The following is a 15,861-nucleotide window of genomic DNA, read 5'->3' as shown; positions in this document are numbered from 1 at the left end:
CGATAATTTTCATAGGTAAAATGCATATATCGAATGATATGCATTCCATTTATCTATACATAGAAGAAACCGGAGGGAGCATCGGATGGATATACGGCACCTGGAGTATTTTCTTGAGGTAGCGAGGAACCAAAGCTTCACCAAGGCTGCCGAGAAGCTGTATATTACGCAGCCAACGATCAGCAAAACGATTCGCAACATGGAGGACGAGTGGGGCGTAACCTTGTTTTATCGGCAGGGCAAACGAATTGAGCTGACGGACGCGGGTCATATCATGTATCAGCAGGCTCAGCAAATGGTGGATTCCTTTCAGCGGGTATCGGCCGAGCTGGAGGATCTCATGAACCTGAAGCGCGGCCATCTCCGTATTGGGCTTCCGCCTATGGTGGGCTCAAGCTTTTTCCCGGAAGTGATCGGGCAGTTCCACCGGGAATATCCGAAGATTACCATTCAGCTGATTGAAGATGGGGCCAAGAAGGTCGAAGCGGATGTGGAAGGCGGTCAGACGGATATCGGCGTCGCGGTGCTGCCGGTCAATGAGGATGTATTCCACTATTATTCCTTTGTGAAAGAGAAGCTGAACCTGCTAGTCCATCCGTCCCACCAGTTGGCGGGCAGAGATCATGTGCACCTGAATGAGCTTGCTGACGAGGCGTTTGTATTGTTTCGAGAGGACTTTACGCTGCATGACCGGATTATCCGCGAATGCGTCAGCGCGGGCTTCGAGCCAAGGGTGGTCTATGAAAGCTCGCAGTGGGACCTCATCAGCGGTATGGTGGCTGCCAATCTGGGCATCGCACTGCTGCCAGAGACGATCTGTAAGGAAATCGATTCTTCTCGCGTTACGATATTGCCGCTGGATAATCCATCGATCCCCTGGCAGCTCGGGATGATCTGGAGGAAGGACCGGTACCTGTCGTTTGCCGTCAGGGAATGGATCAGCTTTACCCGCGTACTGTTGGGTGAGCATGATTAAGTTTGTTTTAAATTAAGGGACATTTCATACATTTTCACTCCTTGGACATAATATCCATAGTAAGAGAACCCATTTTACAAGCCTTTAATCCAAGGAGGAATGACATTCGTGAGTGGTCAAGAACATGATGGTAATAATGGAACGAACCCAGAACGGGAAGGATTTGCCCAGAACCGCGGCGAGACGGAGCGGGAGGATACGCTGACGAACCGCCAGGGGCATCCTATTTCGGATAATCAGAATGTGAGAACGGTAGGGAATCGGGGTCCGATGACCCTGGAGAATTATCATTATCTGGAGAAAATCACGCATTTTGACCGGGAACGCATTCCGGAGCGCGTCGTGCATGCAAGGGGTGCTGGAGCTCACGGTTACTTTGAAGCTTACGGGAAAGTGGGCGATGAGCCTGTTTCGAAATATACCCGGGCCAAGCTGTTTCAGGTTGAAGGCAAGCGCACACCGGTGTTTGTCCGGTTCTCCACCGTTATCCACGGTGCCGGCTCACCGGAAACGCTTCGGGATCCGCGCGGGTTTGCCGTGAAATTTTACACCGAAGAAGGCAACTGGGATCTGGTCGGCAACAACCTGAAAATATTTTTTATCCGTGATCCGCTCAAATTTCCGGATATGGTCCATGCGTTCAAACCGGATCCGGTATCCAACGTTCCGGGGCCTGTCGGCATGTTTGACTTTGTCTCCCGTTCCCCGGAAGCGACGCATATGATCACGTTTGTTTTCTCCCCATGGGGCATTCCGGCTAACTACCGCCAAATGCAGGGCTCTGGTGTGAATACATACAAATGGGTCAATGCAGAGGGCAATAGCGTGCTGATCAAATACCATTGGGAGCCGCTCAAGCAAGGCATTAAGAACCTTACCCAGGAAGAAGCAAGCAAGATCCAGGCCATGAATGACAGCCACGCGACACAGGATTTATATGAGGCCATTGAACGCGGGGATTATCCGGAATGGGAGCTATGCGTTCAGATTATGAGCGATGATGAGCACCCGGAGCTGGAATTCGATCCGCTTGATGCTACCAAGCTGTGGCCGGCAGATCAATTCCCGTTCCTGAAGGTAGGCAAAATGGTGCTGAACCGCAATCCGGAGAACTACTATAACGAAGTGGAGCAAGCGGCCTTCGGCACGGGCGTGCTGGTGGATGGGCTCGATTTCTCGGACGACAAGATGCTCCAAGGTCGCACATTTTCTTACTCGGATACCCAGCGGCATCGGGTGGGCACCAACTATTTGCAGCTGCCGATCAATGCGCCGAAGAAGCGGGTCGCTACCAATCAGCGCGGCGGGCAGATGTCTTATTACGTGGATAAGGCACCAGGGCAAAGTCCACATGTGGATTACGAGCCGTCCATGACCGACGGTCTGGTGGAAGCCGCTCAGACAGCGAAACCGCATCAGCCCCATTATAATGCCAACCTCGTCCGGCAGAAGCTGGATCGCACGCTGGATTTCAAGCAGGCCGGGGATACGTACAGAGCCTTTGAGGATTGGGAGCGAAACGAATTGATTAGCAACCTGGTGGGTGCGCTGATCCAATGCGATATCCGGATTCAAGACAAGATGGTGGAATATTTCACGAATGCGGATGAGGATTATGGACGCCGCGTGCGGGAAGGACTCGAGCAGGCCAGAAAGGGCTCGAACGAGAACGTACGGGAGCAGGCGGTAGAGGATGCAAACCGCATGGGCCATGAGGCGGATCCTTACTAAAATTCGCTAGGCCGAAAGCGGTCTTCCGGTTATCATTTAGCTATGGCAATAAAGAAAGCCGCCTGTACAGTGATTAATGTGCAGGCGGCTTTACCATTTGAGGTTGTAAAATATTTGCGGAATGTTAAGATGTTGCAAGGAATCAAAACGATACATATCGAATCAACATAGAACCATGGGAAGAGGAGGCTTGCTTTATGGCAATACAAGCGGGAATCATCGGCTACGGCCTGTCCGGGTCGGTGTTTCATGCACCTATCCTGAGAAGCGTGCCGGATTACGAAGTCCACACGGTTGTGTCATCAGATCCGGACAAGGTTTATAAGGATTTGCCTGATACGGCGGTTGTCGATAGTGTGGATGAGCTTTTGTCTAATCCGGATATTGATGTTGTCATCATTACGAGTCCGAATGCAACGCATTACGAATATACCCGGTTAGCCATCGAGGCAGGTAAGCATGTGGTCGTCGAGAAGCCGTTTACCGTAACATCCGCCGAAGCGGATCAGCTGATTGATCTTGCCAAGCAGAAGGGAGTCCTGCTGACGGTATATCATAACCGCCGCTGGGACAATGACTTTCTGACCGTCCGCAATCTGCTGGAGACGGGGGCGCTCGGCAAGCTTTCCATTTATCAGGCGCAGTTCAGCCGCTACCGTCCGGAGGTGCAATCGGAGCGGTGGAGGGAACAGGGAAATCCCGGGTCCGGTATTCTGTACGATTTAGGCTCGCATTTGCTTGATCAGGCGCTGTTCCTGTTCGGTCTGCCGGAGACGCTGTGGGCGGATTTGAGGACGGAGCGCAAAGGGTCCAAAACCCATGATTATTTTCATCTGGTGCTGGGTTACAAAACGTTTCGCGTTATTCTGCATTCCGGTTCGCTGGTCCGGCAAGCCGGCCCGAAATTCGAGCTGCACGGGGATAAAGGAAGCTTCCTGAAGTATGGAACAGACCCTCAGGAAGGCCAGCTGAAGCAGGGGATGCACCCGGGGGATGCGGGCTGGGGCGAAGACCAGCCGGACCAGTACGGGGAGCTTGCTACCGAGCTGAGCGGGCTTGCGGTTCAGGGCGAGATTGAGACGCTGCCCGGCCGCTACCAGGCCTTTTATCAGGGGCTAGCCGAAGCGATTCAGAAGGATGGCCCGTTACCCGTCCAGCCTGAAGAAGCCCGCAATGTTATTCGCATGATCGAGTATGCATTGCAGAGTCATCAGAAGGGCCGATTGATCAAGATCACGTGAGACGCCGCTGAATCCGGTATTTGAGTCCTTGCTCGCCAACACATAGTTTGCTCCGATTTGTGGGATATTAGGTGATGCTACCCTTGGCAGGTCTTTCATCAGGGGAGTCGATCCATATCACAACAATGAAGGAGAGAGAACGGATATGAAGCAACGTGGTATCCTTCGTTCGGCCCTTATGCTTCTTATGAGCTTGGCGGTGATGCTGTCCATCGCCGGAGCGGCTTTGGCGGGCGGAAGCGGTCCGTTTCATTTTGGGTTCAAAAAAAGCGTCAATGGCCAGCTGCCCTCCATCAACGAGGAGGGTTTTAAGGAGCTCCTGCAAAAGTACGATGCGATCTTCATGGGCGATGCCGAGCAGAAGGAGCTCTATCTTACGTTTGATAACGGATATGAGAACGGATATACTTCCCGTATCCTGGATACGCTCAAAGAGAAGAAGGTGCCTGCTACCTTTTTCGTGACCGGACACTACGTGAAGACGCAGGAAGATCTGCTGAAGCGGATGACGGCGGAAGGCCATATTATCGGCAACCATTCCTGGAATCATCCGGATGTGACCACGATCTCGGCAGAGAAGCTGACCGAGGAGCTGGAACGGGTGAAGAAGGAGGTTATGCGCATAACCGGTCAGCCGGACATGAAATATTTGCGTACGCCGCGGGGCATTTTTGATGAGCGGTCGCTGGCGACCAGCAAGCAGCTGGGTTACACCAATGTCTTCTGGTCGCTCGCGTATATGGATTGGGACGTGAAGTCCCAGCGCGGTGCGCAGTATGCGTATGATAAGGTAACCGCCCAGCTCCACCCGGGCGCTGTGATCCTGCTGCACTCGATCTCCAAGGACAACACCGAGGCGCTTGGGCGAATCATTGACGAGGCCAGGAATCGGGGGTACGAGTTCAAGAGTTTGGATCAGATGCAGAAGAAAGCCCCGTAAGCATATGTTGCATACAGCGTGCAGAACGCCATCCTGTCAGGATGCCTTCTGCACGTTTTTTGTTTCGAACGAACTTGGATGCTTCGCTTTCAGGAACGAATGTTTGGTATAATACCCTTCATAGAACATGAACGAAGGAGACCATCATGCCTCATACTATCCAAATATCCGTCAGGCCGCTGGTGGAATACGTCTTTCGCAGCGGCAGCATTACCTCGGGTTTTCGCACGGCGACATCCTTGACCGAGGGGACCCGGGCGCATCAACAGGTGCAGCGCGACTATGGTGATAACGATCAGAAGGAAGTTCAGCTTGAAGTGGAGATTCCTTACGAGGATCTTCTGTTTGTCGTGGAAGGTCGCTGCGACGGTCTGATTCAGGAGGAAGAGCGGATCATGATTGACGAGATCAAGTCGACCTCCGGCGATTTGGGCGTGATTACGGAGCACACGTACCCGGTTCATTGGGCACAGGCGAAAATGTACGCCTATATGTACGCCAAGCAGCATGAGATTCCGAAGATGGCGGTGAGATTAACCTACTTCCAGGTCCCGAGCGGAGAGCGGAAGCAGTTTGTACAGGAATGGAGCTTCGCTCAGCTGGAATCCTTTGTCTTGGAGGTCGTGGCGGCTTATGCGCCTTATGCCAACCTGCTGCGGGAGCATGGCGAGCGGAGGGATCGGAGCATCCGCGAATTGAAGTTTCCGTTTCCCTCTTACCGCGAGGGGCAGCGGAAGCTGGCCGGGGCCGTCTATAAAAGCATCGGGGAAGGACGAAGATTGTTTGCCAAAGCGCCGACAGGCATAGGGAAAACCATATCCACGCTGTTTCCTTCGGTTAAAGCGATCGGGGAGGGCCTGTTGTCGCGGATTTTTTATCTGACGGCCAAGACGATCACCCGAACCACCGCGGAGGAAGCCATGGCGCGTATGGAACGTCAAGGACTTTGCATGCACACGGTCACGCTGACGGCGAAGGACAAGATTTGTTTCCGTGAGGCGGAAGGCTGCAGTCAGATGGGCTGCGCCTTCTCGGAGGGTTACTACGATCGGATTAACGGAGCAATACTGGATTTGCTCTCGAATGAAACATTGATCACGAGACCCGTTATTGAAGAGTACGCCCGGAAGCATACGGTGTGCCCGTTTGAGTTCTCACTGGATGCCGCGTATGCAGCCGATGCCGTCATCTGCGATTACAACTATGTGTTCGATCCGCGCGTATCCTTCAAGCGGATGCCGGAGGACGTGAAGAAACGCAGCGTGCTGCTCATTGACGAGGCTCACAATCTGGTAGACCGTGCGCGGGGAATGTTCTCGGCCGAGCTGAATAAATCGGCTTTTCTGGAACTGCAACGAGCTTACAAAGAGAGCAATCCCGCGCTTTACAACGCGGCGAAGCGGGTGAATAACCGCTTTAAAGTGCTGCGTAAGGTCAGTGAGGAGGAAGAGCGGATTGTCGGGTCCCAGCAGCCGGAGATGATGGTTGAGCTGCTTGAGGATTTCTCGCTCCAGGCGGAGGCAGAACTGATGACCGGCAAGAGCGGGGATGAGGCCGATGCGCTACTGGAGTGCTATTTTGCGGTGCAGGGGTATCTGCGCATCTCCAAGCTGTATGACGACCGCTTTGTCACGTATGCGGAGATGAGCGGGAGCGAGGTGTTTCTCAAGCTGTTTTGCCTGGACCCCTCTTATCTGCTCCAGCAGGCGGGAAAAAACTACCGCTCCAGCGTATTCTTCTCGGCAACACTCATGCCGCTCGGATATTACCGCGACATGCTGGGAGCAGAGGAAGAGGACTACAGCCTCTCGATTCCTTCGCCATTCTCCTCCGAGCAATTGGATGTTCGAATTATGCCGTTATCGACGAGATTCAAGGATCGGGAGCGCAATAGCGAAGCCATCGTCCGGATGCTGAGTGCACTGGTTCAGGAAAAGCCGGTGAATACCTTGATCTTCCTGCCGTCCTATCCCTACATGCAGGATATTCATGAGGCGTTTGCCAGAATGAATCCGGAAGCCCGTACCTTGCTCCAGGGGCATGGAATGAGCGAGGAGGAGCGGGAGGCGTTCCTGAATGCATTCCAGGCGGATGCGGAAGATCCGCTGATCGGCTTTGCCGTAATGGGCGGTATTTTCTCCGAAGGCATCGATTTGAAGGGAGAACGGCTTTCGAGCGTGGTGGTCATTGGCGTAGGCTTGCCGCAGCTATCCTTCGAGAATGATATCATTAAGGATTATTTTGATCGTACCGGCAAGAGGGGATACGATTATGCATACGTGTACCCCGGCATGAACAAAGTGCTGCAGGCCGGAGGGCGCTTGATCCGATCGGAGCAGGACAGCGGGACGCTGACGCTCGTGGATGACCGCTTTCTGAATCGACAGTACGGAATGCTGTTGCCGGAGGAATGGAGGCATTACAGGCGCATCTAATTTTTTCATGAGATGTTGACACCTGGAAATACGACCCCTATAATACGGATATATTAATTAAGCTGAAGGAGGCTGATGTCAAATGGTTATGATGCATAGTGGATGGGTCGCATTGACGTTGGTCTCTTTGGACGGGAAATTCTAATGGTACCCGGGGTGTAAGGCATTGGGTTTAACATGTCTTCATCTCCATACCTAAGAACCCGTAGGAGACCGTGTTTGGTATCCTGCGGGTTTTTTGTATCTATGCAAGGCACTGGTATGATCTTTGGCGGTTCGGCCGCCGAGGATCGATGCCTTCGTCCTGCATAGTTTCAGATCAGCCGCGGATACAAATCTGCGGTTTTTTTGTGTTTGAACATTTGTTAACAACCAATCCAACAACGATAAGGGGATATCACGAATTTGACGAAACAAGACATGACAACGTTGCAAGCCTATGGATGGAATGAACATTGGCGCTTGATGGCCGCGCAGATCCCGCAGCAGGACAAGGCGCTGGTGCCGGCCCGCATTACGGCCCAATTCTCGAAGCAGTACCGCATTATCACCCAAGAGGGTGAGCAGGCGGCCATTGTCACGGGCAAGTATGAATACGAAGCGAGCAGCAAAAGCGACTTTCCCGCTGTCGGCGATTGGGTCATGGTGGAGCCGCTGCAGGGGGAATCCCGTGCCGTCATTCATCATCTGCTGCCCCGTCAATCCGCCGTCACGCGCAGGGAGGCAGGAAGCGTGCCGGATGAGCAAATCATTGCGGCCAACATGGATACCGTGTTTATCATTAACGCGCTCAACAAGGATTTTAATGTTCGCCGGATTGAACGCTATCTGATTGCGGTCTGGGAGAGCGGAGCCGCACCGGTCGTGCTGCTCACCAAGGCGGACCTATGCGAATCGCCGGAAGCGTACGTCGCGGAGGTAGAGGCGGTTGCTCCGGGCGTGCCGGTTCATGCGGTAAGCTCTTTGATGGATCAAGGGAAGGAGCAGCTTGGGGAGTATCTGGTGCAAGGGAAAACGGTTGCCATTACGGGTACCTCCGGTGCCGGCAAATCGACGCTGCTGAACTGGCTGTCCGGCCAGGAAATGCAGCGGGTTCAAGGGATACGCGAGGAGGACGCAAGAGGACGGCACACCACGACGCACCGGGAGCTCTTCGTGCTGCCGGGAGGCGCGATCATGGTGGATACGCCGGGCATGCGGGAGCTGCAGCTGTGGGATTCGGAAGAAGGGTTCGAGGCGACCTTCGCGGATATTTCCGCGCTGGCGCAGCAGTGCCGGTTCCATGATTGCCGACATGAAACGGAGGCCGGCTGTGCGGTCCAAGAAGCGCTGCAGAACGGAACGCTGGATGCAAAGCGATATGCGAATTACAAGAAAACGGAGCGTGAGCTGGCCCATATCGCCCGTAAAGAGAGGGTAAGCACCCGCCGCCAGAACAAGAGCTCGGGCAAGTCGTCCCGCAAGAGCGACCGAGGCCGCAAAGGGGCATATCAGCAGCTGCTGTACGATGATGAATAATGGATGTTAAGGGAAGGCCGGAGTCGATTTGACTTCGGCCAGCTTCCGGGTATATAGTTAGGGAACCAAATTAATTGGCAAACTATCTATTTATTCGAGCCGTTGCCGAAAAGAGGTGGACCATGGCAGACGATCAACATCCAGATTTACATAATGAAAGGAACGGGAACAAGGATAAACATTCGCGGGAAGGACCATGCATGAAGGATGGCAGGCGGGAGGACAGCGTTGCCGGGAGGCTCTTGTACAGCATTCGCATGTTCCACAAGCAGGAATGGGATCAGCACTTGATTTCAGGGTATACACCAGGTGAGATTCGCGTTCTGATGGGACTCAAACATCATATTGAGCCTGCTGGTCCCGGCATGAAAGTGTCCGAAATCAGCAGCATGATGAATGTGACGTCGCCGACGATCACGCAATTCATCAATGCACTGGAGAGCAAGGGGCTGGTGGAGCGGGTGATGGATGCCCAGGATCGGCGTGCGGTCCGCGTGCAGCTGACGGAGGAAGGGAACCGCGTTGTCCAGCAAACCTATCAGAACGTCAAGAATAGCTTTAACGAGCTGGTGGATTTCCTCGGGGAAGAGGACAGCGTCAAACTGACGGAACTGCTGACGAAGGTGTACCATTTTCATGAACAAAAACGCAAATCGAACGAAACGACATCAGACAACGAGTAGGGGTGGGGGATTTGTTAAAGCTGTTTCACTATATGAAACCGTACCGGACAGCGGTCATTTTGGTCCTGCTGTTCACATTTTTCCAGTGTCTGTCTGATCTGTACTTGCCTACCTTGATGGCGGACATCGTGGATATCGGCATCGTGAAGGGAGACGTCCCTTATATTTGGCGCGTTGGCGGCTTTATGCTGCTGGTTGCGGCGGGGGGCATGATTTGCTCTATTGCCGCGAGTTATCTCGCATCCAAATCGGCTACCGGATTCGGGAAAATCCTTCGCGGGCGCGTGTTCTCCCATGTCGAGAATTTTACGCTGCAGGAGTTCGACAAGATCGGCACGGCCTCGCTGATTACCCGTACGACAAACGATATTACGCAGGTGCAGCAGGTCACGATCATGATCCTTCGCATGATGGCGATTGCGCCGATGATGTGTATCGGGGGCATCGTGATGGCCGTGTCGAGAGATCCCGGACTGACAACGGTGCTGCTGGTTGTCTTGCCGGTTCTGGCACTTGCTATTTTCCTGATCGCCAAAAAAGGCATTCCGCTCTTCAAAGCGATTCAGGTGAAGATCGATACGCTGAGCCGGGTGCTGCGGGAGAATCTGACCGGAATCCGGGTCATCCGCTCCTTCAACCGGATGGACCATGAAACCGTCCGCTTTAACGACGCGAACGAGGACCTGACGGCCACTTCGATCAAAGTCAATAAAATCATGGGGGCGATGATGCCCGTCATGATGCTGGTCATGAACTTTGCCACGCTGGCGATCGTCTGGTTCGGAGCCCACCGCATAGACGCCGAGCATATGAAGGTCGGTGACCTCATGGCGTTTCTTCAATACGCGATGATGATCATGTTCTCGCTGATCATGCTATCCGTCATGTTTGTCATGATTCCGCGTGCGCAGGCATCGGCGGTACGGATCAATGAAGTATTGAACATGATGCCTGAGATCCACGATCCGAAACAGCCGCGCCATGCCGGCGGGCAGCAGGGATCGATCGAATTTCAGGATGTGACCTTCTATTATCCGGGCGCGGAGGAGCCCGCCATATCCGATATCTCCTTCCATGCCGGCCCAGGCGAAGTCACGGCGATCATCGGCGGAACCGGCTCGGGCAAATCCACGCTGATCAGCCTGATCCCGCGTTTCTATGACGTGACGTCGGGACGGATTCTCGTCAACGGGACCGATATCCGCGACATGATGCAGGAGGACCTGCGGGGCCGGATCGGATTCGTGCCGCAGAAGGCGCTGCTCTTCACCGGTACCATTGCGGAGAATATCCGCTACGGTAAAGAAGATGCAACAGACGAGGAGATCCGGCATGCAGCGAAGGTTGCTCAGGCCGCCGATTTCATCTCCTCCATGGAGGGCGGATACGATGCCGAGATTTCGCAAGGCGGCAGCAACGTATCCGGCGGTCAGAAGCAGCGGCTCTCGATTGCAAGGGCGCTGATTCGACGGCCCGAGATTTATGTGTTTGATGACAGCTTCTCGGCGCTGGATTTCAAGACGGATGCCAATCTTCGGGCAGCGCTCCGCGAGGAAACGACGGAAGCTACCGTTCTGATTGTCGCTCAGCGGGTAAGCACCGTCATGGACGCTGACCGGATTATCGTGCTGGATGAGGGACGCATTGCCGGCATCGGCACGCACGAGGAGCTCATGGCTTCCAGCGATGTGTACCGCGAAATCGTTACCTCGCAGCTGTCAGAGGAGGAGATCGCATGAGTGAGAAGAAACGGGGAGGACATCCCCGGGGACCTGGCGGTCCCTTTGGCGGCCCGCACGGGCCCGGAATGGCGGGGGAGAAAGCCAAGGATTTCAAAGGCACGTTTCGCCGGTTAACGCGATATCTTAAACCGCATACCGGCAAGCTGCTGATCGTTTTGATTGCAGCTATTCTCAGTACGATATTCAGCATCGTGAGCCCGAAAATATTAGGGGATGCGACCACGATCCTGTTCAAGGGCTTCATGGCCAATATGCAAGGCGTGCCGGGGGCCGGGATCGACTTTGACGCTATTCGGACGATCATGCTCTGGCTTGCAGGTTTATATCTCTTAAGCTCTCTATTTGCATACATCCAGCAATATGTTATGGCTGGTGTGGCCCAGCGGACCGTGTATGATTTGCGTAAGGATGTTTACAACAAACTCGGCCGTTTGCCGCTGAAATATTTTGACGCTCGGACGCATGGGGAAACGCTGAGCCGGGTGACCAACGATATGGACAATATCAGCAGTACGCTGCAGCAGAGCCTGACGCAGATGATTACCTCCGTTGTCACGCTGGTCGGCGTTATCGTGATGATGCTCACGATCAGTCCACTACTGACGTTGGTGGTTATTCTGACCTTGCCGCTTAGCGTGGTGGTCACCATTGTGGTTGCCAAGCGTTCGCAGAAGCATTTTGTAGCTCAGCAGAAGCATTTGGGTGAGCTGAACGGACATGTGGAAGAAATGTACACGGGTCATAAGGTCGTGAAGGCCTTTGGCCGGGAACGACAATCCATTGAGCAATTTGATGAGGTCAACGACAAGCTCTATGATGCCGGGTGGAGAGCCCAATTTATATCGGGTACCATCATGCCGCTGATGGGTTTTGTCGGAAATATCGGTTATGTGATCGTCAGTGTCGTCGGCGGCGTGCTCGTTACCCGCAGAGCGATTGAGATCGGGGATATTCAGGCATTCATCCAGTATTCACGCCAATTCACGCAGCCGATTACCCAGCTTGCGAATATCGCGAACGTCATTCAATCCACCATCGCATCGGCAGAGCGCGTATTTGAAGTGCTGGATGAGGAAGAAGAAGTGTCAGAGCATACAGCTCCGGCAGCGCTCAAGAAGCCGCTTGGCGATGTGTCTTTCGAGAACGTGAGCTTCGGCTATAAAGCGGACCAGCTTCTGATCGAGGATATGAATGTGGACGTGAAGCACGGGCAAACGGTCGCCATCGTCGGACCGACCGGTGCCGGGAAAACCACGCTCATTAATCTGCTGATGCGGTTCTACGAGCTGAATAAGGGCAAGATTACGATAGACGGCACCGATATTACCGCTCTTCGGCGCGGCGAACTCCGCAGCCTGTTCGGGATGGTGCTGCAGGATACATGGCTCTTTAACGGGACTATCCGGGATAATATCGGATATGGACGCGAAGGCGCCACGGAACAAGAGATCATCCGAGCGGCGGAAGCGGCTCATGCGGATCATTTCATCCGGACGCTGCCGGACGGCTACGATACCGTTCTGAACGAGGAGGCCTCTAACATATCGCAGGGGCAGAAGCAGCTTCTTACGATTGCGCGTGCCATTCTGGCTAATCCATCGATTCTGATCCTCGACGAGGCAACCAGCAGCGTGGATACCCGAACGGAGCTCTATATCCAGAAAGCGATGAATGAGCTGATGAAGGACCGCACCAGCTTTGTCATCGCGCATCGACTGTCCACGATCCGGGATGCGGACCTGATTCTGGTCATGAACAAGGGCAGCATTATCGAGCAGGGAACCCATGAAGAGCTGCTGTCTCAAGGCGGCTTCTATGCGGACTTGTATAACAGTCAATTTAGTGACCAGCATGAAGCTGGGTAGCGAGGCAAGGAAGGTTATAATAAGAGACCCATCCGCGTGCGGAGTGGGTCTTTTTTTGGGAGATTAATGATAGGTTTTGGTAAGTTGGGAGTAAGCCGGCAGGCATATTTGTTATTGCATTTTCATATGGTTCTTTTATAATGATGTTTATGTTTATATCTTTAAAGGGAGCCATGATCATTATTGAATAAGTCCGAACTGAACCGAATCACGCAAGAGCTTCTACGTCGGTCGGGCAGCAGTGTCACCGTGGAGATGGAGGCGTATTTTCCAGGGGGCCGTTTAATCGGCGGGAAATATGTCATGAATTCGCACAGCGTGACGATGTATACCGAAGTCATACGCCAACAGTGTTTGCAGCTGTTTGGCACGCTTGAGCCGTATCATGCCTATTTTGCGGTGGTATTCGCACATGAGCTGGGCCATTCAATGGACATGACCCTGACAGAGCTGTGCGACCGGATGGATCGAACGGTGGATGAATGGGATCAGAGGCAGCTCGCGCTTCAAATCGAGGAAAATGCTTGGAATAACGCCATGCCTTGGATCCAGGATATTGATCCCGATTTCATACAGGTCATCGTGGATCAGTCGCTTGCGGCATACCGCGAGGAGCTGGCGCCGGAAATCGCTTAGGCCTGCATAGGTAATCCAGGTCCAGGTCATAACATAACACAGGCACCCGTCAGGGTGCCTTTTTGGAATGGTAAGAAACTATAAGCTTCAGTGATTTACTGCCTTGGAGGCATAATTGAAGGGTCTCTAATATCGTATGTTATACAAGATGAAACCAAAGATGGCAGCCACCACAATGAAGGCACCTGCAGCGGCAAGGGTCATTAAAAAATCACTAAGCAGGCTTTGCTGCCGGATACCGCGCAGCTTCTCCTGCGCTTTTTTCTCCGAGACGTCCTCTTTAATTCGATCCAAATACTAAGGGCCTAGAACCATGGGCTGTCCCTCCCGTAAACGATGTGTAAGCTCATTATACCAGAAATATGTTATTTTTGGTTGGGTTTAGGTTATTTCTGGTATGTAGTCCCATGTTATCTAAAAGAAGTGAAGCTCGCATGGGCTTCACTTCTTTTAGATAAGGCGTCATTGAGGGATCGCGGCGTCCCCTTTTAGCTCTCCGGGTCCAGCTGCTTCAACGGCTCAATGGCCGGCCCTTCCAGCACCTCGCCGTTATAGCGATAGCGTGATCCGTGACATGGGCAATCCCAGGAGCGTTCGCCCTCGTTCCATTCCACCTCGCAGCCGAGATGGGTACAGGTCGTATCCACGAGATGGAGATTCCCCTGATCATCCTTGTAAGCCCCGGCGCGCTGACCGTTATGGCGGACGACTGCGCCTTCGCCGGCTTTTAGCTCGGTTATATCGGCGTGGGACATTTCCACCTTGCCGGACACGAAATCCTTCGCAACCAAGGCATTTTGAACGACGAATGTTTTGATGCTCGGGTCCGCTTTGAAGCGGGACGGGCTGTACACCTCGGAGTAACGGTTCTCTTTCTCCAGAATTTGATCGCTAATGATCTTTGCGGCTAGCGTGCCGGTCGTCATTCCCCATTTCCGGAAGCCTGTCGCAACAAAGATCCGGTCTTGACTGGATGTGATCGGCCCGATATAAGGCATATTGTCCAGTGTGATCAGGTCCTGAGTCGACCAGCGGTATGGAATGTCAGAAGCGCCCAGCAGTTTTCCTGCAAAAAGCTCGAGATTTTCGTAATGCTGATGAGTACAGATGCTGCGGCCCGTCGGGTGATTCTCGCCTCCTACGATAACCAGCTCCTCACCACCATAAGAAGCTGAGCGCAAGGAACGGGTTGGCTGCTCGACGCTTAGATACATCCCGCCCGGATAGGCGGTTTCGGGCTTGACAGCAATGGCGTAGGAGCGCTCCACATGCAGCCGCGTGAAATACAATCCCTTCTCGTCAACGAACGGAAAATGAGATGCCGACACGGCGTGATTGCACGTGATCCGATGTCCGCCCCGTTTGGTCAGCAGCGTGATCGGTCCATCGGTTTCGGCCTTTTCATCCATGGTCGTGTTCTCATAGATCCGCCCTCCGAGTTTCAGAAATTGTTCCGTCAGATGTTTCAAATACTGCAGAGGATGGAACCGATACTGCCCGGGCATCTTGATGGCTCCCCGAATCGGCATAGGCAGAGGAAGGCTGTCCTGCCACTCTCCCGGAATGCCGAGCTTCTCATAAGCTTTGATCTCATCCTCGAGCTTTGTGAGATACTTGTCCTCCTGTTGAGCGTAGATATAGGCATCCTCCAGCTTCAGCCCGAATTTCCCTTCGTCTCCGCCAATAATATCCCTAATGAATTCGATCGCTTCGCGATTTCCTTCGTAGTAGAGCCTTGTCTTCTCCTCTCCAAAATGGTTCATAAATTCATGATAGATCAGCCCATGCTGCGCCGTTACCTTCGCGGTTGTAAAACCTGTTGTTCCGTTCAGAATGCGGCCTGCATCGACGACGACCACATCTTTACCTGCCTTCGCCAGCAGATAGGCTGTGGTGATTCCGGTTATGCCGGCTCCGACGATGGCCACATCCGCTTCGATATCCTCGGCCAAGCGTGGGAAGTCGGGCAGTTCGGTAGTCGCTCTCCACAGCGACACCGGGTATTGCGGTAGTCCTTGGTACGATGAATTGGATGGGTTCATTCACGATTCCTCCTCAGTTTCTAGGGGTCTTGCCCTTAAACTCAGACTCTGT

12 protein-coding genes are annotated in these 15,861 nt (G+C 53.4%); 10 read left to right on the top strand and 2 right to left on the bottom strand.

Annotated features, from left to right (window positions below; all coding sequences use genetic code 11):
- Nucleotides 1-85: 85 nt before the first annotated feature.
- The 10 genes from cidR to M4D81_RS26795 all read left to right on the top strand — a co-directional run bounded on the left by cidR (nucleotide 86) and on the right by M4D81_RS26795 (nucleotide 13,767).
- Entirely contained in the window at nucleotides 86-976 is an 891-nt protein-coding gene (gene cidR, locus M4D81_RS26840; protein ID WP_260068647.1) for a cidABC operon transcriptional activator CidR, read from the top strand.
- A 108-nt stretch (nucleotides 977-1,084) separates the two neighbouring features.
- Entirely contained in the window at nucleotides 1,085-2,707 is a 1,623-nt protein-coding gene (locus tag M4D81_RS26835; RefSeq protein ID WP_071218795.1) for a catalase, read from the top strand.
- 197 nt (nucleotides 2,708-2,904) lie between these two features.
- Nucleotides 2,905-3,948, top strand: a complete 1,044-nt coding sequence (locus M4D81_RS26830) for an oxidoreductase (RefSeq protein ID WP_260068646.1) — start codon at nucleotides 2,905-2,907, stop codon at nucleotides 3,946-3,948.
- A gap of 145 nt (nucleotides 3,949-4,093) precedes the next feature.
- Entirely contained in the window at nucleotides 4,094-4,888 is a 795-nt protein-coding gene (pdaA, locus tag M4D81_RS26825) for a delta-lactam-biosynthetic de-N-acetylase (protein WP_260068645.1), read from the top strand.
- Nucleotides 4,889-5,034: 146 nt separating this feature from the next.
- Entirely contained in the window at nucleotides 5,035-7,323 is a 2,289-nt protein-coding gene (locus M4D81_RS26820) for an ATP-dependent DNA helicase (RefSeq protein WP_260068644.1), read from the top strand.
- A gap of 405 nt (nucleotides 7,324-7,728) precedes the next feature.
- The gene (gene rsgA / locus M4D81_RS26815) at nucleotides 7,729-8,841 is read left to right on the top strand and encodes a ribosome small subunit-dependent GTPase A (RefSeq protein WP_260068643.1); all 1,113 of its coding nucleotides are present in this window, start codon (nucleotides 7,729-7,731) and stop codon (nucleotides 8,839-8,841) included.
- 122 nt (nucleotides 8,842-8,963) lie between these two features.
- Nucleotides 8,964-9,524: a MarR family winged helix-turn-helix transcriptional regulator gene (locus M4D81_RS26810; protein WP_260068642.1), complete on the top strand. Its 561-nt coding sequence runs from the start codon at nucleotides 8,964-8,966 to the stop codon at nucleotides 9,522-9,524.
- A gap of 11 nt (nucleotides 9,525-9,535) precedes the next feature.
- The gene (locus tag M4D81_RS26805; RefSeq protein ID WP_260068641.1) at nucleotides 9,536-11,263 is read left to right on the top strand and encodes an ABC transporter ATP-binding protein; all 1,728 of its coding nucleotides are present in this window, start codon (nucleotides 9,536-9,538) and stop codon (nucleotides 11,261-11,263) included.
- The gene (locus M4D81_RS26800; protein WP_260068640.1) at nucleotides 11,260-13,131 is read left to right on the top strand and encodes an ABC transporter ATP-binding protein; all 1,872 of its coding nucleotides are present in this window, start codon (nucleotides 11,260-11,262) and stop codon (nucleotides 13,129-13,131) included. The genes M4D81_RS26805 and M4D81_RS26800 overlap by 4 nt, the downstream gene beginning before the upstream one ends.
- 183 nt (nucleotides 13,132-13,314) lie before the next feature.
- Nucleotides 13,315-13,767 (top strand): hypothetical protein, encoded by a 453-nt coding sequence (locus M4D81_RS26795; RefSeq protein WP_260068639.1) that lies wholly within the window; start codon nucleotides 13,315-13,317, stop codon nucleotides 13,765-13,767.
- Nucleotides 13,768-13,893: 126 nt separating this feature from the next.
- On the opposite strand, the gene M4D81_RS26790 is transcribed toward M4D81_RS26795, so the two are convergent.
- Nucleotides 13,894-14,061: a hypothetical protein gene (locus M4D81_RS26790; RefSeq protein WP_260068638.1), complete on the bottom strand. Its 168-nt coding sequence runs from the start codon at nucleotides 14,059-14,061 to the stop codon at nucleotides 13,894-13,896.
- 194 nt (nucleotides 14,062-14,255) lie between these two features.
- The gene (locus tag M4D81_RS26785; RefSeq protein ID WP_260068637.1) at nucleotides 14,256-15,809 is read right to left on the bottom strand and encodes an FAD-dependent oxidoreductase; all 1,554 of its coding nucleotides are present in this window, start codon (nucleotides 15,807-15,809) and stop codon (nucleotides 14,256-14,258) included.
- Nucleotides 15,810-15,861: the final 52 nt, after the last annotated feature.

The organism is Paenibacillus sp. p3-SID867, assembly GCF_025142895.1.
In the GTDB taxonomy this organism is placed as follows: Bacteria; Bacillota; Bacilli; order Paenibacillales; family Paenibacillaceae; genus Paenibacillus_AQ.
Note: the sequence above shows the minus strand (reverse complement) of the source record. Positions and strands in the feature narration are given on the sequence as shown.